The organism is Bradyrhizobium macuxiense (genome assembly GCF_001542415.1).
GTDB lineage: Bacteria > Pseudomonadota > Alphaproteobacteria > Rhizobiales > Xanthobacteraceae > Bradyrhizobium > Bradyrhizobium macuxiense.
The window spans coordinates 37,228-59,637 of sequence record NZ_LNCU01000040.1 but is presented as its reverse complement, the minus strand read 5'-3'; the positions used below and the strand labels follow the sequence as shown (position 1 = coordinate 59,637).

Annotated in this window: 18 protein-coding genes and 1 pseudogene; 13 read left to right on the top strand and 6 right to left on the bottom strand. The window is 64.9% G+C overall.

Annotated elements, in window-relative coordinates; genetic code table 11:
* Window positions 1-75: pseudogene (locus AS156_RS44320) on the bottom strand (spermidine synthase); the annotation flags it as partial.
* 208 nt (window positions 76-283) lie between these two features.
* Between AS156_RS44320 and AS156_RS12925 the strand changes: the two are divergent.
* The gene (locus tag AS156_RS12925) at window positions 284-709 is read left to right on the top strand and encodes a nuclear transport factor 2 family protein (RefSeq protein ID WP_430641795.1); all 426 of its coding nucleotides are present in this window, start codon (window positions 284-286) and stop codon (window positions 707-709) included.
* Window positions 710-873: 164 nt separating this feature from the next.
* Here AS156_RS12925 and AS156_RS12920 read toward each other — a convergent pair whose 3' ends face one another.
* From AS156_RS12920 to AS156_RS12900, 5 genes are all read right to left on the bottom strand, one after another.
* Window positions 874-4,107: a bifunctional cytochrome P450/NADPH--P450 reductase gene (locus tag AS156_RS12920; protein WP_066504270.1), complete on the bottom strand. Its 3,234-nt coding sequence runs from the start codon at window positions 4,105-4,107 to the stop codon at window positions 874-876.
* 159 nt (window positions 4,108-4,266) lie between these two features.
* On the bottom strand, window positions 4,267-5,262 hold the full coding sequence (locus AS156_RS12915; RefSeq protein WP_066504268.1) for an alpha/beta fold hydrolase: 996 nt from the start codon (window positions 5,260-5,262) through the stop codon (window positions 4,267-4,269).
* A gap of 12 nt (window positions 5,263-5,274) precedes the next feature.
* On the bottom strand, window positions 5,275-6,825 hold the full coding sequence (locus AS156_RS12910) for a WS/DGAT/MGAT family O-acyltransferase (protein WP_066504265.1): 1,551 nt from the start codon (window positions 6,823-6,825) through the stop codon (window positions 5,275-5,277).
* A 60-nt stretch (window positions 6,826-6,885) separates the two neighbouring features.
* Entirely contained in the window at window positions 6,886-7,677 is a 792-nt protein-coding gene (locus AS156_RS12905; RefSeq protein ID WP_066504264.1) for an esterase/lipase family protein, read from the bottom strand.
* A gap of 8 nt (window positions 7,678-7,685) precedes the next feature.
* The gene (locus tag AS156_RS12900) at window positions 7,686-7,940 is read right to left on the bottom strand and encodes a DUF6489 family protein (RefSeq protein WP_066504262.1); all 255 of its coding nucleotides are present in this window, start codon (window positions 7,938-7,940) and stop codon (window positions 7,686-7,688) included.
* A gap of 411 nt (window positions 7,941-8,351) precedes the next feature.
* Here AS156_RS12900 and AS156_RS12895 point away from each other — a divergent pair, with 411 nt between their 5' ends.
* From AS156_RS12895 to AS156_RS12840, 12 genes are all read left to right on the top strand, one after another.
* Window positions 8,352-9,947 (top strand): ABC transporter substrate-binding protein, encoded by a 1,596-nt coding sequence (locus AS156_RS12895; RefSeq protein ID WP_066504260.1) that lies wholly within the window; start codon window positions 8,352-8,354, stop codon window positions 9,945-9,947.
* A 103-nt stretch (window positions 9,948-10,050) separates the two neighbouring features.
* Window positions 10,051-11,031 (top strand): ABC transporter permease, encoded by a 981-nt coding sequence (locus AS156_RS12890; protein WP_066504258.1) that lies wholly within the window; start codon window positions 10,051-10,053, stop codon window positions 11,029-11,031.
* 16 nt (window positions 11,032-11,047) lie between these two features.
* On the top strand, window positions 11,048-12,019 hold the full coding sequence (locus AS156_RS12885; RefSeq protein WP_066504255.1) for an ABC transporter permease: 972 nt from the start codon (window positions 11,048-11,050) through the stop codon (window positions 12,017-12,019).
* Window positions 12,016-12,999 carry an ABC transporter ATP-binding protein gene (locus AS156_RS12880; protein ID WP_066504251.1) on the top strand — a complete coding sequence of 328 codons (984 nt, stop codon included), beginning with the start codon at window positions 12,016-12,018 and terminating at the stop codon, window positions 12,997-12,999. The genes AS156_RS12885 and AS156_RS12880 overlap by 4 nt, the downstream gene beginning before the upstream one ends.
* Entirely contained in the window at window positions 12,996-13,991 is a 996-nt protein-coding gene (locus AS156_RS12875; RefSeq protein WP_066504250.1) for an ABC transporter ATP-binding protein, read from the top strand. Before AS156_RS12880 ends, AS156_RS12875 begins: the two co-directional genes overlap by 4 nt.
* 100 nt (window positions 13,992-14,091) lie before the next feature.
* A complete protein-coding gene (locus AS156_RS12870) occupies window positions 14,092-15,897 on the top strand; it encodes a gamma-glutamyltransferase family protein (RefSeq protein ID WP_066504249.1) in 1,806 nt (601 codons plus the stop codon).
* A gap of 117 nt (window positions 15,898-16,014) precedes the next feature.
* Window positions 16,015-16,725, top strand: coding sequence for a DUF1028 domain-containing protein (locus AS156_RS12865; RefSeq protein WP_066504245.1), 711 nt, complete (start codon window positions 16,015-16,017; stop codon window positions 16,723-16,725).
* Entirely contained in the window at window positions 16,722-17,711 is a 990-nt protein-coding gene (locus AS156_RS12860; protein ID WP_066504242.1) for an ABC transporter ATP-binding protein, read from the top strand. The genes AS156_RS12865 and AS156_RS12860 overlap by 4 nt, the downstream gene beginning before the upstream one ends.
* Window positions 17,708-18,814 carry an ABC transporter ATP-binding protein gene (locus AS156_RS12855; protein ID WP_066504234.1) on the top strand — a complete coding sequence of 369 codons (1,107 nt, stop codon included), beginning with the start codon at window positions 17,708-17,710 and terminating at the stop codon, window positions 18,812-18,814. Before AS156_RS12860 ends, AS156_RS12855 begins: the two co-directional genes overlap by 4 nt.
* Window positions 18,815-18,831: 17 nt before the next feature.
* Window positions 18,832-20,343 carry an ABC transporter substrate-binding protein gene (locus AS156_RS12850; protein WP_066504233.1) on the top strand — a complete coding sequence of 504 codons (1,512 nt, stop codon included), beginning with the start codon at window positions 18,832-18,834 and terminating at the stop codon, window positions 20,341-20,343.
* Between the two features lie 112 nt (window positions 20,344-20,455).
* A complete protein-coding gene (locus tag AS156_RS12845) occupies window positions 20,456-21,397 on the top strand; it encodes an ABC transporter permease (protein WP_066504232.1) in 942 nt (313 codons plus the stop codon).
* Between the two features lie 4 nt (window positions 21,398-21,401).
* The gene (locus AS156_RS12840; RefSeq protein ID WP_066504231.1) at window positions 21,402-22,292 is read left to right on the top strand and encodes an ABC transporter permease; all 891 of its coding nucleotides are present in this window, start codon (window positions 21,402-21,404) and stop codon (window positions 22,290-22,292) included.
* The last annotated feature ends 118 nt before the right edge of the window (window positions 22,293-22,410 follow it).

Genomic DNA, 22,410 nt, shown 5'->3' with positions numbered 1-22,410 from the left:
CCCCCGCCGCATCAGGCGCAGCTCGTCGTCGGTGCCAGGAATACGTGCCGTATCGATCTTTTCCCAGGGAATCATGCCTTCGCTTTTAGCACGGTCGATCAACGTGGGCGGCCCCGAACCCGGTCTCCTGGAGGTAACTTTGTGACCGAGGGGTACGCTCTTCCGGTCAACCGGCAGCCCGCCTATACAGGGCCCGCTGCGGGGCGCGAGACCAGCGCCGCCAGCCACCGGGAGCTTCCACATGAACTTCATCCGCCGGCCACAAATGGCCATCGTCGTTGCCATGCTCGCTGCGCTCGCGTCGTCCGCCGCGCTGGCCGCCACCAGCGAGGTTCAGCAGGAGGCCAACCGCAAGGCCGTGCTGGCGTTCTACGAGAAGGGACTGAACCAGAAGGATGCCGACGCCGCGCTCGCCTATGTCGGCGACCGCTATGTCCAGCACAACCCGAACGCCGCCGACGGCCCCGAAGGCTTCCGCAAGTTCATCGCCTTCCTGCGCGAGAAGTTTCCCAATTCGCACAGCGAGATCAAGCAGTCCTTCGTCGATGGCGACTATGTGATCCTGCACGTCCACGCCGTGCGCGAGCCCGGCACCCGCGGCAACGCCATCATCGACATCTTCAAGCTGGAGAACGGCAAGATCGTCGAGCACTGGGACGTGGTGCAGCCGATCCCGGAAACATCGGCCAACAACAACACGATGTTCTGAGCGAGCGTGCGTGCCGAAACTCTCCTAGTCGTCCCGGCGAAAGCCGGGACCCATAACCACCAAAGACAGTTTGGCGAAGGCTGGGGCCAAAGCGTCTTTCCACAACCCGCATTTGTGGTTATGGGTCCCGGCTTTCGCCGGGACGACACGTGGAAATAGCCGGCCTAGCCACCCACCCACACATCGAGCACGTAGCGGTTCTTCGCGCCCATCTCCTCGATCCAGCGCGCCCCAGCATCCGCGTCGGCACCGACCCGTTCGCGATAGATCGACATCAGCGTCGCCTTGACGTCGGGCTCCATCCTGCCGCCGTCGCCGCAGACATAGATGATCGCGCCCTGCTGGATGAGGTCCCAGACCCGCTCCTTCTCCGCGGCGACGAGATGTTGCACATAGGTCTTCGGCCCGTCGGCGCGCGAGAAGGCGGTGCGCAGCTCGCAAACGCCGGCAGCGGCAAACGCCTTCAACTCGTCCGCATAGATGAAATCCTGTTCCGGATGACGGCAGCCGAAGAACAGCATCGCCGGCCCCAGCGTTGCGCCCTGCGCCTTGCGGGCCGCGCGCTCCTGCAGGAAGCCGCGGAACGGCGCCAGGCCAGTGCCCGGCCCGATCATGATGATCGGCACTGCGTTGTCATCAGGCAGGCGGAAGCCCGCCTTGGTCTCTTTCACGGTGGCGTGGACGGTGTCGCCGGCGCGGCGCCGGGCCAAATAGTTCGAACAGACGCCCCTGTAGATGCCGTGACCGGAGCTCGCCGGCGCCTCCACCACACCGACCGTGACGCTGCAGCGCTGCGCCTCGCCCGCCGGCGACGACGAGATCGAATAGTAGCGCGGCGCGAGCAATGACAGCATCTCGAGGTAAAGATGGAACGGCAGCTCGCAGGCCGGATGTTCCTCCAGCAGGTCGAACACCGACTGGCGCTTGGCCAGCACCTCGGTGCGGTAGCGCTCGGCCGATGCGTCGTCATCGCCGACATACGCCATCAGCTTCGGCTTGGTCACCGGGCAGCGGGTCTGCTCGGCCATGATCTGGATCTGCTTGCGGGTCGCGACCTGCTGCAGTTCGACGAACTCGGTGAGCAGGCGTCCGACCGACACCGCATTGCCCACGGGCAGTTGTGCGCGGCGGCCTTCCGAGACCTGCAGCTTGATCTGGTCGGCCGGCAGGAAGCCGAAGCGGCGCGCGACGGAATCGACCAGCGTCGGGTCGTTGCGCGGCACGACGCTGAGGTGATCGCCGACGCGATATTTGAGACTTGCCGGCAGTTCGATCTCGATGTGCCGGGTCGAACGCTCCGACGGATTGGCGCCTTCCCTGTTCTGCAATTCGCTGTTGGCGAACACCTTCATCGGCACCGCGCCGCCTTGCGTGACGATGGTGTTGACCGCACCCTGCGCGACCGGCTCGATCGCGTAGAGCGGGTCGTCCTCGGCGGTGCGGGTGAAATTCCAGTCGATCCCGAATTCCCTGGTCGCGACCTTCGCGGCTTCCGGGAACCATTTCTGGAACTGGCCGTCGAGGTCACTGCGCGCATCGCCCTCGCCGCGCGGATAGACGGCGCGCGCACCATGCGCGGTCAATTGCTCGTCGATGAAGCGCGGCACCGACTGGTAGGTTGCTGCCCAATCACTGTTGCCGCAGCCGAAAACGGCGTAGCGCACCTTGGCGAAGGCATCCTTCGGCAGACCGTCACCGAGCCACTTCACGAATTGCGTGGCATTGTCCGGCGGCGCGCCGTTGTAGGAGGCGCAGATGATCAGCACGCCGCCCTCCTCCGGCAGCTTGCCGACATAGTCATCGAGCGGCCCAAGCCGCGTGGCAAAACCATTGATTTCGGAGAGGTCGGCCATGCGCGTCGCCAACTCCTCGGCCGAACCGAGGTTGGACCCGTAGAGCACGAGCATCGGTGTGTTGTGGCCCGGACGGGTGGTCGGTGTGCGCGGCGCCTTTGGCGCGGCAACCGCCTCGGTGGCGCCAGCAAATGCGCCGCGATCCTTGTCGTCGCGCGGCCGAACCTTGATCTTGAAGCCATCGGGCTTGACCGTCAGCGTCTCCTTCAGATGCATCTGGTACCGATGCACGTCGATCAGCTTGAACCGCTGCAGGATCATCCCGATCGCGAGCGCCGCCTCGTGCATCGCGAAGCCGCGGCCGATGCAGGCGCGCTGGCCGTTGCCGAACGGCTTCCAGGCATTGATCGGCCGCCTGGCCTCGGCCTCGTGGCTGAAATTCTCCGGATCGAACCTGTCGGGGTTCGGCCCCCAGACGCTGGGGTCGCGATGCAGCGCCATCACCAGAACGGTGATGAAGGTGTTCTTCTTGAGCTTGTACTTGCCGCCGATGGTCTCGTCGGCCAGAGGCGCGATGCCATAGGCCGGTGCCGGCGGCCACAGCCGCAAGGCCTCCTTCAGGCATTGCGTAATATAGGTGAGCTGCGTCACCTGCTGATATGTCGGCTTTGCGTTCACGTCAGGGCCGAGAACCCGATCGACCTCCTCATAAGCCTTCTTCAGCACGTCGGGATGCTTCAACAGCGCGTAGATCGTGCACGACAACAGGCCGCTTGTGGTCTCGTGGCCCGCGATCAGAAAGGTGTTGATCTGGTAGCGGATGTTGACATCGTCGAGCTGTTCGCCGGTGGCACGGTCGACGCCGGTCATCATCGCCGCCAGCATGTCCTTCTTGCCGTCGGCAGCAGCATCGGCGTTGCCGCGCCGCTCGGCGATGATCTCGTCGACCATCTTGTTCATGAAGGCGACGTCTTCGGTCAGCGTCTTGCGCCGCTTCTGCATCCACAGGCCTTCGAGCGGCAGGCCGCGGGTCATCATGATGGTCTCGAGCGAACGTACCAGCGACTCCACGAAGGGGTGATAGTCGCGGCGATAGAACGAATTGAACCGGTAATCGAAGCCGCAGAGGCCGATGGTGTCGAGGGTCAGCGCCGTCATATCGTGGACGACGTCGATCTCCTCGTCCGCGTTCATCCGCTCCCATTTCTTGACCAGCTGCTCGGCGATATCGACCATGCTTGGATGATAGGACTGCATGGCGCGGTTGCCGAACGGCTGCATCAATATGTTGTGCGCCTTGCTCCAGTTCGGCTCCTTGGTGTCGGCGGTGAACAGGCCGTCGCCGCCGACCGCGCGCACCCGGCGCAGCGAGCCGCGCACCGCCTTGTCGAACCGCTTCTCGTCTGAGAGCTCATCGACCAGGTCGTGGCCCGAGACGATGACGATCGGCGCGCCCATCATGTCGAGCCAGAAGATCGGCCCGAGCTCCTTCGAGAGTCGTACCAGGTGCTGCACCGGCGCAGTCGAATCCAGCGACAGCATGTTGCCGACCACCGGTTTCGTCGGCGGATGCGGGATCGGACTCAGTCTGTTGCCGGACGCCATCGTCGAATTGCCCCCTCTGCTTGCCCCGAACTACGCCGTCATTACGAGCGAAGCGAAGCAATCCATCGCGCCGCAAGGGGAGAGAATGGATTGCTTCGTCGCTTCAGCGCAAAATTGCTTTGCAATTTTGTCGCGAGCTCCTCGCAATGACGGCAAAAATTACCCAAATCTTCGTTTGCGCCACTCGATCAGCTTGGCACTGACCTCGTCCGGCTTTTCCTGCTGCGTCCAATGGCCGCTGTCGCGGACCAGGTGCTTCTCGAGGTCCGGCACCAGCCTCTCCATGCCGTCGGCAGCCGACGGCGGCAGCACTGCGTCGTTCTCGGCCATGATCATCAACGAGGGCACACGCACGGTATGGTCCAGCCCGGCCGAACGCTCCCAGTTGCGGGTGAAGTTGCGATACCAGTTGATGCCGCCGGTGAAGCCGGTCTTGGTGAAGGTGTCGACGAACACCTTCTTCTCGTCCGCCGACAGGATCGGCGTGCGGGGGTCATGTTTGGCATCGTAGTTCGCAATCATCTGCGGAAACGCCAAATTGGCCCGCGCCGATGCGCCGATACCGGCGATCGGCTGCTCGGCCGGCGTCCCCGCAGGGCGCGCCACCGGCTTGCGCATGAAGGCGTCGAAGGTCTGCTCGACGCGGCCACCGAAGATGCGGTCCGGCTCGCGTGCCGGATCCTGGAACTGGACGATGTACATCTGGTCGCCGAAGCGCTGGCGGAACAGCGCAATCGGATCCATCGGCGCGCGGTCCCAATGCGGCGTGTTGATGCCGACGACACCGGCGACCCGCGAGGGGTGCCGCAGCGGCATCTGCCAGACGACGAAGCCGCCCCAGTCATGGCCGACAAAGATCGCCTTATCGATCTTGAGGTGATCGAGCAGCCCGACAAGATCGCCGGTCAAATGCTCCATGTCGTAGGCCTCAACCGGCTCGGGACGGTCGGTCGCGCCATAGCCGCGCTGGTCCGGCGCGATCACCCGGATCCCGGCTTCGCCCAGTGCCTTGATCTGGTGGCGCCAGGAAAAGGCCAGCTCCGGCCAACCGTGGCACAACACCACAGGCGGAGTGTCGGTCCCGGGGCCCGCTTCGTAGAACCCCATGCGGATGCCGTTCGTCTCGGCGAACTGCAGCGTCGGCATTTCGATCATTGACAGGACCCCTTATTCGGCCGCGCCCTTGATATCCGCTGGCGGAGGCGCGAACGCCGCCTCGAGTGCATCGAATTCGAGCGGCAGCATGTCGCACATCACCTGCACATGAGGAATGATGTTGGCACCGACGATGAAGCCGAAATCGAGCTGGTCCCGGTAGCTCTGCACGGTAATGTTGAGCGCGACGCCATGGGTCGAGATCGACACCGGGAAGATGTGCAACAGCTCCGCGCCGGCGGCATACAGCGTCTGCCGCGGCCCCGGCACGTTCGACACGGTGATGTTGGTCGCCGGCGGCAGCACGTTGGACAAGTCGGAGCGGCTGTACAGCAGCGCCAGGATCTGCACCAGGATCGGCGCACCCAGCAACGAGATGTTCGAAACCTGCGGCATCAGGGCGCGCAGCGGATGCGACATCTCCTTGGACTTGGTGGATTGCGCAATGATGGTCTGGAGCCGCTTCTTGGGGTCTTCGATATCGGTGGCGATCGAGCAGATCATGCCGAACACCTGATTGTTGGATTCGGCATTGCCCTCTTCGCGCAGCGAGATCGGAACGCCCGCAGTCAGCGACTTGTTCGGCAGCGCACCCTGGCTGATCAGGTAGCGCCGCACCACGCCGGAGGCGAGCGCGAGCACGACGTCGTTGAGCTTGCCGCCGGACGCCTTCGCCAGCGCCTTGGCGCGCGACAGCGAGATCGAGGTGCCGGCAAAGCTGCGCTCCGACGAGATCGCCTTGTTGAGGATGGTCGGCGGCGAGGACATGGCCTGCAGGCTCTCGCGCGACTTGGGATCGGCGGCCTTGGCGACCACATCGGACAGACTCTTCAACACGGTCGGCATGCTGCCGGCGAACTTCACCGCGCTCTCGATCTGGAACATGGCGTTGTCGAACAGGATCGAGCCGAGGTCGCTCTTGCCCGAGCGCGGCAGCTCTATCGTTTTCTGCGCCGCGGCCGCCGCCTCGAACGGCTGGGTCCAGAGCTGCTGATAGGCGTCGATCAAATTGGCCGCGATGTCGCGCGGCTCCGGCGCAACCTTCTTTGCACCCGGCGGATCGACCTGCCGCGGCACCGGCGTCAAATCGTAGATCATGCTGGTCAGCGCTGCGCCTGCGCCGCCGTCGATGCAGGCGTGATGCATCTTGGAATAGAGCCCGATCTCGTTGTCCTTCATGCCTTCGAACACGTAGAACTCCCAGAGCGGGCGGGCGCGGTTCAACAGCTTGGCGTGCATCCAGCCGACGATGCGTTCCAACGTCGCGCGGTCGCGCGGCTCAGGCAGGCTGGCGCGGAAGATGTGGCGGTCGATGTCGAACTGGTCATCCTCGACCCATGACGGATGATCGATGTCGAGCGGGGCCTTCTGCAGCCGCGCCTTCAGGATCGGCGCGATGTGCAGCCGCGAGGCGAGCATCGCCTTGAATTCCTCGAAGAAGTCGCCCTTGTATCCTTGCGGCAGGCGAAAGATTGCCATGCTGCCGACATGCATCGGCATTTCCGGCGTTTCCAGATAGAGAAACGATGCGTCCAGCGAGGACAGCTTCTTGGCGTCGCCCATGATTCCCTCCCGAGGGCAAGAACTCGTACGGGCGCCCTGGCGGCGCTTCTCGTTATTCAGTCAGGATTGTGCCTGTTCTGCAGGTCCATAGGCAATGGCAAAGGGGCCGGACCGGTCAAAATGCCGGAATTCGCCCTCCGCCTGCGCCAAACGATCGGCAATCGCCCAGAGGGCGGCAGGATTGACGCCCAGCCCGACATGGCTGGCGAAATGCACCTCGATATTCTCTGCCGTCGCCGACGGGTGCACTTGGGTGGTCCGCCAGTTCACGATGCCGTCGGTGCGGGAATAAATCGAGGTCGCAGGCACCGGCATATCGCCGGCGATCGCCGCGCGGATCTCGGGAATGTCGCCGACCGCTTCGCCGGACAGCAGCTCATAGAGCCGCGTCGCGTTGGTCGCACGGATATCATTGGCGAACGGACTGCCCAGCGTGATGATCGACCGCACCAGTTCGGGCATCTGCACCGCAAGATCGCGGGCGTAGACGCCACCAAGGCTCCAGCCGATGATCGAGACCTTGCGCCCCGACGTCTCGTGGATCCGCTTCAAGAGGTCGCGCAACGCACCGCGTCTGCTGGCGATGCCGCCGAAGTTGCGGCCCATGTTCCAGGCATAGGCGTCGTAGCCGAGTTCCTTCAGATAACGTCGCATCGGCGCCATCGAAAGGTCGCTGGCGAGGAAGCCCGGCAGCGCCAGCACCGGATGGCCGTCACCTTTCGGCGCTTGCATCAAGAGCGGCGACAGCAACAGGCTGGAATTGAATTCGAGCACGCCGCGCGCTTCGGCAAACATCAGGAACAGGCTCGGCGGGCGCAACCGTCGTTCGGTCACATCAGCGCTCCTGTCCATGGCGGCCACTATTTCTTATCTTTCTTGCCCATGCCGCCGAGGCCGGCCATCGCCACGAACATGTCCTGGAAGCGTTCGGCGAGCTTTGGATCAAAGGTGAACCAGCTCTGCATCAGCGACTCCGGCGAGATCTTGTCGATGTTCGACGTCATCTGCTGCTGCAGCTTGTCCATGACGGCGGTTTGCATCGGCGATACGTCAGGCAAACCGAAGAACTGCCGCGCTTCGAGGGGCGTGCAATCTATCTCGACATTGACCTTCATATCCGCCTCCTCAAATGCGCCTTACCGGCGTCAGTATCGCCGCTATGGGGCGAGTCACGCAAGCGACCACAATTTGCCTCAGGACCCAGTCGGCCTCAATCATCTGTTATGGTCAACCAAATCGTTCCGCGGCAAAAGGGCCCGGGATCGGCAAACCGGGGGCTCGCCGGTCGTCATTTCCGCGAGCGTCCGGCCGGTGACCGGGGCAGGACGTCCGGCACTCCGAAAGTTGAATGTCACGCGCTCGCAGCTCCCGCCTATCCTCAAATCCCAGTCGTTGCGCCGCACCTTCGCAAGCCGATTAACCCTTTGGGAAATCGCGCTTGCGCGGCGGGCAAACTCTGGCAACATGGACGACAATATCAGCCGGACGTCAGCAACCGGCGCACAATAACGGGGGACCAGAATCACATGTCGGTACGTTGGAGTTTGTTTGCGGCAACGGTCCTCGCGCTGGCCGTCGCGACGCCGGCATCCGCGCAGACATTGCGCTACGCCAACCAGGGCGAGCTCAAATCGCTGGACCCCTACACGCTGAAGGAAACCACCACGATCGCGCATCACGCCCACGTCTACGAGGGCCTGACCGCGCGCGACAAGGACCTGAAGATCATCCCGGCACTGGCGGAAAGCTGGGAGAATCTGAGCCCCACCAAGTGGCGCTTCCATCTGCGCAAGGGCGTGAAATTCCACAATGGCGATCCCTTTACCGCCGACGACGTCCTGTTCTCCGCCGACCGCGTCCGCGCCAAGGGCTCCAATTTCCTCAGCAACGTTCCGGCCGACGCCAAATTCACCAAGGTCGACGATTACACCGTCGATGTGACGCTGGACTCGCCCAATCCCATCCTGATCTCGCAATGGGATAGCTGGTACATCATGGACAAGAAGTGGTGTGAGGAGAACAACTCCGTCGCACCGACGCCGGCCTCCGCAACCACGCCGAGCTACGCCGCGTTGCACGAGAACGGCACCGGCCCCTTTACGATCGAGAGCCACCAGCCCGGCGTGAAGACCGTGTTCAAGGCGTTTCCGGGCTACTGGAAGAAGCCGGAGCATAATCTCAAGGAGATCATCTTCACCTCGATTGGCTCCGACGCCACCCGCGTTGCCGCGTTGCTCTCGGGCGAGGTCGACGTGATCGAGCCGGTTCCGCTCCAGGACATCCAGCGTGTCAATGCGAGCGGCGTCGCCACCGTGATGACCGCACCGGAGATCCGCACCATCTTCATCGGCATGGATATGGCCCGCGACGAGCTCTTGTACTCGAACGTCAAGGGCAAGAATCCGTTCAAGGACATCCGCGTCCGCGAGGCCTTCCACAAGGCGATCGACGTCGATCTGATCAAGACCCGCGTCATGCGCGGCATGTCGACCCCCTCGGCGCTGATGATCGCGCCCGAGCTTTATCCGCTGTCGAAGGACTTCACCCGGCCGAAGGCCGACCCGGATGCCGCCAAGAAGCTCCTCACCGAGGCCGGCTACCCGAACGGCTTCGAAGTTACCATGGACTGCCCGAACGACCGCTACGTCAATGACGCCGCGATCTGCCAGGCGGTGGTCGGCATGCTGGCCCGCATCGGCGTCAAGGTGGACCTCCTGGCGCAGCCGAAGGCGCAGTATTTCGCCAAGGTGCTGAAGCCCGGCGGCTACCAGACCTCGTTCTTCATGCTGGGCTGGACGCCTGCGACCTCCGACTCGCACAACGTGCTGCATGACATCCTCGGCTGCCGCGACGATCCGAAGGATTCGACCCGGGGCGAGGCCAATCTCGGCGGCTATTGCAACAAGGAAGTCGACGCGCTGACTGACAAGGTCCTGGTCGAGAGCGACACGGCCAAGCGCGACCAGTTGATCAAACAGGCCTATGAGCTCGTTATCAAGGATTACGGCTACATTCCGCTGCATCAGCAGCCGCTGGTGTGGGGCGTGTCGAAAAAGGTCAAATTGGTCCAGCGCGCGGACAACCAGGTCTTGCTCTACTGGGCGACCAAACAGGGTGAATAGTGGCTTTGGCGAATTGGGTCCCGGAAGCGTCTGCTTCCGGGACTTCTCGTTTTCCCGCCGCGCAACGGCGCGCGCCGGATGTCAAAAGCAGTGAAAGGTAGAGATGCTCGCTTTCACTCTTCGTCGCATACTGCAGGCCATCGGCGTCATGCTCGCCGTCGGCGTCATCGCGTTCGCGATGTTCCGCTTCGCCGGCGATCCGGTGAACCAGATGGTCTCGATCGACACCTCCGCCGCCCAGCGGGCCGAAATCCGGCACTCGCTCGGCCTCGACGATCCCGTGCTGGTGCAGTTCGCCCACTACTTCATCAACGCGCTGCAGTTCAAGTTCGGCGTGTCCTACCAGTTCCGCCTGCCGGTCTCCTCGCTGCTCGCGGAGCGCATGCCGGCGACGCTGGAGCTTGCGATCTGCGCGACACTGTTGGCGATGGTGGCCGGCATTCTGATGGGTGTCTATTCGGCGCTGCGCCGTGACACCATCTTGGCCAAATTATTCCAGGCGGTCTCGCTGATCGGTATTTCACTGCCGACCTTCCTGATCGGCATCCTGCTGATCTATCTGTTCGCGGTGACCCTGGGCTGGCTACCCTCGTTCGGCCGAGGCGAGGTGGTGAAGCTCGGCTGGTGGAGCACGGGACTTCTCACCGTGTCCGGCTGGAAGGCGATCATCATGCCGGCGATCACGCTCGGACTGTTCCAGATGACCCTGATCATGCGGCTGGTACGTGCGGAAATGCTTGAGGTGCTGCGGACCGACTATATCCGCTTCGCCCGCGCCCGCGGACTGACCACGCGCGCGATCCATTTCGGCCACGCGCTGAAGAACACGCTGGTCCCGGTCATCACGGTCGCCGGCCTGCAGTTTGGCTCGGTTATTGCCTTCTCGATCATCACCGAAACCGTGTTCCAGTGGCCCGGCATGGGGCTCCTGTTCGTGCAGGCCGTGCAGAATGTCGATATCCCGATCATGGCCGCGTATCTGTTGATGGTCTCGCTGATCTTCGTCACCATCAACCTCGTGGTCGACATCCTCTACACCGTTGTCGATCCGCGGCTGCGCGCGACCGTCAGCCGTGCAACGTAAGGCGAGGGACTGATCCATGTCCGACGCCGTCGTTCCCCATCGCAGCGAAGACAACGCGCAAGCCCCGCGTGGAGGCGCAGGCTGGCTTAGGAGCGCGCTCGACAGCGACATCTTCTATTCGTTCCGGCGCTCCAAGCTGACCATGGTGGCTGCCGCGGTCACTGTGCTGTTCTTCCTGCTGGCGATCTTCGCATCCTGGCTTGCGGTGCAGAACCCGTTCGATCCTGCGCAGCTGCAGCTGATCAACTCGCGGATCCCGCCGCTGTGGGCCGCCGACGGCCAAAGCCCGTTCCTGCTCGGCACCGACGAGCAGGGCCGCGATGTCTTTTCGGCCATCCTCTACGGAATGCGTATTTCGCTCGCCGCCGGCGTGTCGGGCGTGGTCTTCGCCGGCGCGCTCGGCATCGTGCTCGGACTGATCGCGGGCTATTTCGGCGGCGTGATCGATACCATCATCATGCGGATCGCCGACGTGCAGCTCACCTTCCCGGCGATCCTGATCGCGCTCTTGGTCAACGGCGTCGCCAAATCGGTGCTTGGCAACCGGCTCGACGAGACCGCCACGCTCGGCGTGCTCGTGATCGCGATCGGCCTCAGTTTCTGGGTGCAATATGCCCGCACCGTGCGCGGCTCCGTCATGGTCGAGAAGAACAAGGATTACGTCGCTGCCGCGCAGCTGATCGGCCTGCCGGCGCCGAAGATCATGCTGCGGCATGTGCTGCCGAACACGATGGGCCCGATCCTCGTCATCGCCACCATCAATCTCGCGCTCGCGATCATCACCGAGGCGACGCTGTCCTTCCTCGGTTCCGGCATGCCCGACACGATGCCCTCGCTCGGCACCCTGATCCGGATCGGTAACAACTATCTGTTCGCCGGCGAATGGTGGATCGTCGCGTTTCCGGGCATTGCGCTCGCGGGCCTGATCTTGTCCATCAACCTGCTCGGCGACTGGTTGCGCGACGCACTCAACCCGAAGCTCCGATGACCCAGCCCGTTCTCTCAGTACGCAACCTCGAGGTGGAATTCGCCACCCGCCGCGCCACCCTGCGCGCCATCAACGGCGTATCGTTCGACATCGCCAAGGGCGAGGTGCTCGGCGTCGTCGGCGAATCCGGCGCCGGCAAATCGGTGACCGGGCTCGCCGTGATCGGGCTGATCGATCCGCCCGGCCGCATCTCAGGCGGCCAGATCGAGCTGTCCGGAACGCGGATCGATCAGCTTCCGCCCGAGGAGATCCGGCGCGTGAGGGGCAAGCGGATCGGCATGATCTTTCAGGATCCGCTGACCAGCCTCAATCCGCTCTACCGGATCGGCGATCAGATCATCGAGACCATCCGCACCCACACTAGCCTCAGCGAGAGCGCTGCGCGCCAGCGCGCGATCGACCTGCTCGCCGAGGTCGGCATTCCCGCGCCGGAGAAGCGCATCGACGGCTACCCCCACGAATTCTCCGGCGGCATGCGCCAGCGCGTGGTCATTGCGCTCGCGATCTGCGCCGAACCCGAGCTGATCATCGCCGACGAGCCGACCACGGCGCTCGACGTCTCGGTGCAGGCGCAGATCATCGCACTAATCAAGCGGCTCGGCCGCGACCACGGCACTGCCGTGATGCTGGTGACCCACGACATGGGCGTCATTGCCGAGACCTGCGACCGCGTCGCAGTGATGTATTCCGGCCGGATCGCCGAGATCGGCCCAGTGCAGGACGTGGTGCGCAACCCGCTGCATCCCTACGCCAAGGGCCTGATGGGCGCGATCCCAACGCTTGCGGGCGAAGACAAGCGGCTGGTGCAGATTCCGGGGTCGATGCCGCGGCTGTCGGCGATCCCGCCGGGCTGCCCGTTCAATCCGCGCTGCGCGCTCGCCTTCGACCGCTGCCGCGTGGAGCGACCCGAGCCCGTCAGGCACGGCGCCCAATCCGTCGCCTGCCACCTGTTCGAGCCTGCAAAGGAAACCGCGGCATGAGCGCGGCCCTGATAGACGTAAAGAACCTGCGCCGCGTCTTCGACGTCTCGAAGCCGTGGCTCAACCGCGTGCTCGAAGGCGGCCACCTCGAATTCCTCAAAGCGGTCGACGGCGTCAGCTTCGACATCAAGCGCGGCGAGACACTCGCCCTGGTCGGCGAATCCGGCTCGGGCAAGACCACGGTGGCGCGCATGGTGGTCGGCCTGTTGCCGCCGACCTCGGGTGAAGTCATCATCGACGGCGTTTCGATGACCGATCCCAGGCAGGCCCAGGCGCGCCGCCGCCTGCGCCGGCGCATCCAGATGATTTTCCAGGACCCCTATGCGAGCCTCAATCCGCGCTTCCGGGTCGATGCCATCGTCGCCGAGCCGATTCGCGCCTTCGAACTGATCCAGGGCGAGCGCGACATCAAGGCCCGCGTCGGCGAACTGCTGTCGCTGGTCGGCCTGCACCCCGATGACGGCCTGAAATTCCCGCACGAGTTTTCCGGCGGCCAGCGCCAGCGCATCGCGATCGCTCGCGCGCTGGCCTCGGAGGCCGAATTCATTGTCTGCGACGAGCCGACCTCGGCGCTCGACGTCTCGGTGCAGGCGCAGATCCTCAACCTGATGCGCGACCTGCAGGACAAGTTCGGCCTGACCTATCTCTTCATCAGCCACAACCTTGCGGTCGTCCGCCACATGGCGAGCCGGATCGGCGTCATGTATCTTGGCCGCATCGTCGAGATCACCGAGGGGCGACGTCTGTTCGACAATCCGCGGATGCCCTACACAAAGATGCTGCTCGGCGCGGTTCCCGACCTTGCGATGTCAGGCCGTCAGCGCATCCCGGTCAAGGGCGAGATCCCGAACCCGATCAATCCGCCGCCTGGCTGCGCCTTCAACCCGCGCTGTCCCCTCGCCTTCGAGCTGTGCCGCCGCAAGACGCCGGAACTGATCGACGGCGTCGCCTGCCACTCCGTCAACAATCCGGCCGCAGCCATTCCGGCCTGATCACGTGGATGGGAGCCGCCATGTCAACCAGACGGTTGGCATACCAGCCGGCCTGTGATCAAGTGCGCGCGCCACAAGATCCAGCTGGAAGTGAAGCCCTATGAGCAACATCAACCCCGATCCGTTCACGACAAGGCCCGAGATCGAAGGCACTTTCGGCGTCGTCACCTCGACGCACTGGATCGCCACCGCGGTCGGCATGGGGATCCTGGAGAAGGGCGGCAACGCCTTCGACGCCGGCGTCGCAACGGCCTTTACGCTGCAGGTCGTCGAGCCCCATTTGAACGGCCCGGGTGGTGACGTTCCGATCATCGTGCACGATATCAAGCGCGGCAAGAGCGAGGTGATCTGCGGCCAGGGTCCGGCGCCGGCCAAGGCGACGATCGCGCATTATCGCAGCGAAGGCCTGGAGATGGTGCCCGGCACCGGCCTGCTCGCAGCCTGCGTGCCCGGCACATTCGAATCCTGGATGTTGCTGCTGCGCGATTACGGCACGGTGAAGCTGCGCGACGTTCTGGAGCCCGCGATCGGCTATGCCCGCGACGGCTATCCGCTGGTCGAGCGCGCCGCGGCAACCATCAAGACCGTCGAACAGTTGTTCCGGAAGCACTGGACCACGTCCGCCGACGTCTATCTGCCGAATGGAGAAGTGCCGAGGCCCGGCACCATCTTCACCAACAAGCGGCTGGCGGAGACCTATGCGCGCATCCTGAAGGAGGCCGAGAGCGCCGGCAGCGACCGCGTTGCCCAGATCGAGCGCGCGCGACAGGCCTGGTCGAAAGGCTTCGTCGCCGAAGCGATCGACAAGTTCTGCCGTACCCAGGACGTGATGGATGTTTCCGGCTCGCCGCATCGCGGCGTGCTGAGCGCCGACGACATGGCGCGCTGGCAGCCGACCATTGAGGCGCCGCTCACCTACGACTACGGCCGCTACACCGTGCAGAAGGCCGGCGTCTGGAGCCAGGGTCCGGTGATGTTGCAGCAGCTCGCACTGCTGAAGGGTTTTGACCTCGACGGGCTCGATCCAGTCAGCCCGGACTTCATCCATCTGCAGATCGAGTGCGCGAAGCTCGCCTATGCCGATCGCGAGACGTTCTACGGCGATCCGAAGTTCACGGACATCCCGGTCGAGACGCTGCTGTCTGATGCCTACAATGACGAGCGGCGCAAGCTGGTCTCGCGGGATCATGCCTCGCTCGATTTCCGCCCCGGCTCGGTCGACGGATTTGGCGCCGTGGTCAAGCTGCGCCACGCCGAAGGGCACCGCGAGGCCGTCGGCGCCATGGGCGCCGGCGAGCCGACGGTCGGCCGGTTCGGCGAGGTGCGCGGCGACACCGTACATTTCGACATCATCGACAAGGCCGGCAACATGATCTCGGCGACGCCGTCCGGCGGCTGGCTACAGTCCTCGCCGGTGATTCCCGAACTCGGCTTCTGCCTCGGCAGCCGCGCCCAGATGTTCTGGCTGGAGGAGAACCACCCGGCCTCGCTCGCACCGGGCAAGCGGCCGCGCACGACGCTGTCGCCGAGCATGGCGCTGCGCGACGGCGAGCCGTATCTCGCCTGGGGCTCGCCGGGCGGCGACCAGCAGGATCAGTGGATCACGCAGTTCTTCCTGCGGCATGTCCACGCCAAGCTCAATCTGCAGGAGGCGATCGACGCACCAGCCTGGCACTCCGAGCATTTCCCGATCTCGTTCTGGCCGCGCACCGCGCGCCCCGGCGTGCTGGTGCTGGAAAACCGAGTGCCGAAGTCGACCATCGACGAATTGAAGCGCCGCGGCCATGTGGTGGAGATTGGCCCCGATTGGTCGGAAGGCCGGCTCACCGCCGCCTCGAAGGTCGGCCCTCGCCGCCGGGCAGCGGCCAACCCGCGCGGCATGCAGGGTTACGCCGCGGGCCGGTAAAGCGTTTTCGAGCGAAGTGGACCCCGGTTCGCGTGAAGAAAACGCGTCAAACAGAGATAGTAGACCGTGAAGCGATCCAGTCGGATCGCATCATGGTCTAGGACACGAAGGTTTGGGATGACCTGGTCGATCATCGCCCGCGACAGCGCCACCGGCCAGTTCGGCATCGCCGTCGCGACGCGGTTCTTCGCGGTGGGCGCACGGGTGCCCTATATCGCCGCCGGCGTCGGTGCGATCGCGACGCAGGCGATGGTCAATCCCTATTACGGCATCGACGGCATCGCGCTGCTGCGCGAGGGCAAGAGCCCGCACGACGCCATCACCGCGCTGCTCGCCACCGATCCCGGCCGCGACAGCCGGCAGGTGCATGTCATGGACGCCAAAGGCCGCATCGCGGCGCATTCCGGCAAGGACTGCATCGACTGGTTCGGCAACATCGCAGGCGGCGGCTTTTCCATCGCCGGCAACATGCTGACCGGCCCCGCGGTGCTCGACGAGACCGCGCGGGTCTATGCCGCCAATGACGCGCTGCCGTTCCCGCAACGGCTGATCAAGGCCATGCTCGCAGGCGAAGCCGCCGGCGGCGACAAGCGCGGCAAGCAGTCGGCGGCGCTGCTGATCCATGGCGCGGACGAATGGTCGGCGCTCGACCTGCGCGTCGACGACCACACCGATCCCTTACGCGAGCTGGAGCGGCTGGAAGCCGTCAGCCGCGAGCGCTGGGTGCATTTCCGCCGTTTCATGCCGACGCGGGACAATCCCGCCGGCATCACCGATCGCGCCACGATCGACGCCACAATCGAAGCTGCAACCGCGAGCCGGCAATGACGGCCCGTCCGCTGATCGAGATCGAGGGCCTGCGCGTCGTCTTCCAGGGTGACGACGGCCGCACTACCCATGCCGTCGACAGCGTCGATCTCAGCGTCGCCAACGGCGCCACGCTCGGCCTCGTCGGCGAATCCGGCTGCGGCAAGAGCGTGACCTCGCTCGCGATCATGGGGCTGTTGCCGAAGCAATCCGCCGCGGTCTCCGGCGCGATCCGCTTCGACGGTGTCGACCTGCTCGGCGTGCCGGACGAGACGCTGCGCGACCTGCGCGGCAACCGGCTCGCCATGATCTTCCAGGAGCCGATGACGTCGCTCAATCCGAGCTTCACGATCGGCGACCAGATCATCGAGACCATCCTGCGCCATCGTGGCGGCGGGCGGCGCAACGCGCGCGAACGCACCATCGAGCTGTTGCGCCGCGTCCACATCCCCTCGCCCGAGAAACGCATCGACGAATTTCCGCACAAGCTGTCGGGCGGCATGCGCCAGCGCGTGATGATCGCGATGGCGCTGGCCTGCGACCCGCAGCTCCTGATCGCCGACGAGCCGACCACCGCGCTCGACGTCACCCTGCAGGCGCAGATCCTCGATCTGATGCGCGAGTTGAAGGCGGCAAGCGGCGCGGCGATCATCCTGATCACCCACGATCTCGGCGTCGTCGCCGAAGTCTGCGACGAGGTCGCGGTGATGTATGCCGGCGAGATCGTCGAGCGGGCAGCCGTGGACGAGCTGTTCGCCAATCCGCAGCATCCCTATACGGTCGGGCTGCTCGGCTCGATCCCACGGCTCGACCGCCGCACGACCCATCTCGCAACCATCGAGGGCATGGTGCCGAACATGGCGACCCCGCCTGCGGGCTGCCGGTTCGCCGCGCGCTGCCCGTTCGTCGAAGATGCCTGCGTCAAAACCCCGCCGCCGCTCGCGATGCTGAACGCAACCCACGCCTCGCGCTGCATCCGGGCGCCGCTGGAACGGCTGGTGTCATGACCGCGCTGCTCGAGGTCGAAGGGCTGGTGAAGCATTTCGTCGCCGAGCGCTCGATATTCGGCCGGCCGACCGCGCATGTAAAGGCGGTCGACGGCGTCAGCTTCACGGTCGAGGCCGGCAAGACGCTGGCGCTGGTCGGCGAATCCGGCTGCGGAAAATCCACCGTCAGCCGGCTGGTGTTGCGGCTGATCGAGCCCGATGCCGGCACCGTCCGCTTCGAAGGCCGCGATCTCGGCGCGCTCAACGCCGAGCAATTACGCGCGTTCCGGCGCGACGCGCAGCTCATCTTCCAGGACCCCTACGCCTCGCTCAATCCGCGGATGACGGTTGCCCAGATCCTCGCCGAGCCGCTGGCGCTGCATGCGCTCGTGCCGTCTGCGCGCCGCCGCGAGCGGGTCGAGGAGCTGCTGCGCCTGGTCGGCCTCGAGCCGCGCTTTGCACGCCGCTATCCGCATGAATTCTCCGGCGGCCAGCGCCAGCGTATCGCGATCGCACGTGCGCTTGCGGTCGAGCCGAAACTGATCATCTGCGACGAGCCGGTGTCGGCGCTCGACGTCTCGATCCGTTCGCAGATCCTGAACCTGTTGCGCGATCTGCAGGATCGTCTGAAGCTCGCCTACATCTTCGTCTCGCACGATCTGGCCGTCGTGAAGCACATCGCCGACCGCGTCGCCGTGATGAATCTCGGCACCATCGTCGAGACGGCTGATGTGCAGACGCTGTTCGCCACCCCGCGTCATCCCTATAGCCGCGCGCTGCTGTCGGCGATCCCGGTGCCCAAGCCGCGCGCCAAGCGCAGCCGCATCGTGCTGGAAGGCGAGCTGCCGAGCGCGCTCAATCCGCCCCAGGGCTGTCGCTTCCACACCCGCTGCCCCTATGTGATCGCGCGCTGCCGCACCGAGGTGCCGCAGCTGCTGGCGGACAGCGCCGGCCACTCCACCGCCTGTCACCGCACCGCGGAGCTGCCGCCGCCGGAGAGCATCGTGCCTTCAGATGGCGCGCTCTCTCCCGTGCTGGAGAAACTGGTTGCCGCCTTCGGCGTCACGGCTGAAGGAACCGGACGCGCCGGGGTTGGTCAGGTCGAGACGATGCCACGGGCATGAAGATAGGGAGGTGTGTGATGAGGATGCTTCGTTTGGCCACGACCGCGGCGGCACTGCTGCTGTCGCTCGGTGCCACAGTCCAGGCGCAAACCACGCTGCGGATCGGGCTTGCCGAGGATCCCGATGTCCTCGATCCGACCATGGCGCGCACCTATGTCGGCCGCATCGTGTTTGCCGCGATGTGCGACAAGCTGTTCGACATCGACGAGAAGCTCAACATCGTGCCGCAACTCGCGCTGTCGCACGAAACCTCCGCCGACGGCAAAGAGGTGACGATCAAGCTTCGCCCCGGCGTCAAGTTCCAGGACGGCGAGCCCTTCGATGCCGAGGCGGCAAAGTTCTCGCTGGAACGGCATCTGACCTTCCCCGGCTCGTTCCGCAAGCCGGAGCTTGCGAGTGTCGACCATATCGACGTCGTCGATCCCCTGACCATCAAGCTGGTGCTGAAGGCGCCGTTCTCGCCGCTGATCGCGCAGCTCACCGACCGCGCCGGCATGATGGTGTCGCCCAAGGCCGCGAAGGCTGAAGGCGACAAGTTCGGCCTGCATCCGGTCTGCGCCGGCCCCTACAAGTTCGTCGAGCGTGTGCAGCAGGATCGCATCGTGCTGGAGAAGTTCGCCGACTACTGGAACAAGGATAACGTCTTCATCGACCGCATCGTCTATCTGCCGATCGTGGACGCCACCGTGCGGCTCGCCAATCTGAAGTCCGGCGGGCTCGATCTGATCGAGCGCGTGCTGGCGACCGACCTCAAGGATGTCCGCGCGGATTCCCGCCTGAAGGTGTCGAGCGCGATCGAGCTCGGCTATCAGGGCATGACGCTCAACATCGGCAAGGACAAGGCCAAAGGCCCGCTGAGCCAGTCGGCCAAGGTCCGGCAGGCGCTCGACCTTTCGATCGATCGCGAGGCCATCAATCAGGTCGTCTTCAACGGCGAGTTCAAACCCGGAAACCAGTGGGTCAGCCCGGACCATCCCTACTACCAGAAGGAATTTCCGATCCGTCCGCGCGACGTCGAGAAGGCCAAGGCGCTGCTGAAGGAGGCCGGCGTGAAGCCACCCGTCAGCGTCGACTTCATGGTGCCGAAGGGACCGGAGACGGAGGCCACCGCACAGGTGATCCAGTCGATGGCGGCAGACGCCGGCTTCGACATGAAGATCAGGGTCACCGAGTTCGCGACATCGTTGAAGCAGGCCGAGGCCGGCGACTATCAGGCCTACATGCTGGCCTGGAGCGGCCGCATTGATCCGGACGGCAACTCCTATGTGTTCCTGCACACCGATGCGCCGCAAAACTACAGCGCCTGGAGCAACCCCGAGGCGGACAAGGCGCTCGACGACGCCCGCCTCACCACCGACATGGCGCAGCGCAAGGCGATTTACGCCAAGCTGACCAAGCTGGAGCTCAATGACGAGGCGATCCTTTACCTCTACCATCGCCGCATCATCATTGCGCACACCACCAAGCTCGAGGGCTACAAGCAGATGCCCGACGGCCTCGTGCGCGTGGTCGGGCTGAAGCTGAAGTGATGAGCACCCGCATCGGTGCTCTTTCCGCTCCCTCCCCCACAAGGGGGGAGGGAGCGAGGACAGCTCGGCGTGTTGTCACGCGCGATTCTTCGCGCAGGGACGGGCACCGGCCATGCTGAACTTTCTCGCCAGGCGGCTGGTCCAGATCGTCCCGACGCTGTTCTTCGTCTCGGTGCTGATCTTCTCGCTGCAGCACTTGCTGCCGGGCGATCCGGCGCTGGTGATGGCCGGCGAGGAGCGCGATCCGGCGGTGATCGCGCAGATCCGCGCGCAGTACCATCTCGATCAGCCGATCCCGGTACAGTATGTCTACTGGATCAAGGGCGTGCTCTCGGGCGATTTCGGCGAGTCCCTGCGCAACAAGATGCCGGTGCTGGAGCTGATCGAGCAGAAGCTGCCGGTGACGCTGCAGCTTGCAGCCATGGCGATCGTGATCGCATTCCTGATCGGCATTCCCGCCGGCATCGTCTCGGCGGTGAAGAAAGGCACCGCCTGGGATTACGGCGCCAATCTGTTCGCGCTATGGGGCATCTCGACCCCGAACTTCTGGCTCGGCATCATGCTGATCTTCCTATTCTCGATTGAATTGGGCTGGCTGCCCGCCTCCGGCTATGTGCCGCTGACCGAGGACTGGCGCGCCAGTCTCGCCGCCACGATCATGCCGGCCTTCGTGCTCGGCAACGCCATCGCGGCGATCCTGATGCGCCACACCAGAAGCGCCATGCTGCAGGTGCTGGAGAGCGACTACGTCCGCACCGCGCGCGCCAAGGGGCTTTCGGAGCGCTCGGTGATCCTCAAGCACGCGATGCGCAATGCGCTGACGCCGATCATCACGCTCGGCGCGCTCGAGCTCGGCACGCTGCTGTCGGGCGCGGTCCTCACCGAGCAGATCTTCTCGATCCCCGGCTTCGGCAAGCTGATCGTCGATGCGGTATTCAACCGCGATTACGCGGTGGTGCAGGGCGTGGTGCTGACGACAGCGACGATCTACATCACGCTCAATCTGATCGCCGACATCGCCTACATCCTCGTCAACCCGCGGCTGAGGGGCTGACCGGATGACCGACACCGCGCTTCACACCGTTGCCACCCTCGCCGCCTCCGAGACGCTGGAGAGCCCGGCGCGGCGCGCCTGGCGGCGGCTCGTCAAGCGCAAGGGCGCGATGCTTGGCCTCGTCGTGATCGCGATCTTCATCCTGCTCGCACTGTTCGCACCGCTGATCGTGCCTTACGATCCGGTCGCGACGAGCTGGTCGCTGGTGCGGAAAGCGCCTTCCGCGCAACACTGGTTCGGCACCGACGAGCTCGGCCGCGACGTGCTCGCCCGCGTCGTGTTCGGCGCCCGCGCCTCGCTGCTCGCCGGCGTCATCTCGGTCGGCATTGCGCTCCTCATCGGCGTCCCGCTAGGGCTGCTCGCGGGCTATCGCGGTGGCTTCATCGATGCGCTGATCAGCCGCATCACCGATGCGATGCTGGCCTGCCCGTTCCTGATCCTCGCGATTGCGCTCGCGGCTTTCCTGGGGCCCAGCCTCGGCAATGCGATGATCGCGATCGGCGTCTCGGCGACGCCGATCTTCATCCGCCTGACCCGCGGCCAGGTGCTGAGCGTCAAGGTCGAGGACTATGTCGAGGCCGCGCGCGCCATGGGCAATCCGCGCTGGCGCATCGCGCTGGTCCACATTCTGCCGAACATCCTGCCGGCGCTGCTGGTGCAGGCGACGCTGTCGATCGCGGCCGCGATCATCGCCGAAGCCGCGCTCTCCTTCCTCGGCCTCGGCCAGCAGCCGCCGGCGCCGTCCTGGGGCAGCATGCTCAACGCCGCGCAGCGCTTCCTCACCAGCGCTCCGTGGATGGCGATCTGGCCGGGGTTCGCGATCTTCCTGGTCGTGCTCAGTTTCAATCTGGTCGGCGACGGCCTGCGCGACGCGCTGGATCCGAAGGCGCGGTGAGCCGGTCGACCCTCATGGTGAGGAGCGCGACACGCGCGTCTCGAACCATGAGGCCGCATCCGGGCCTCATCCTTCGAGACGCCGCTGCGCGGCTCCTCAGGATGAGGGGATAATACGT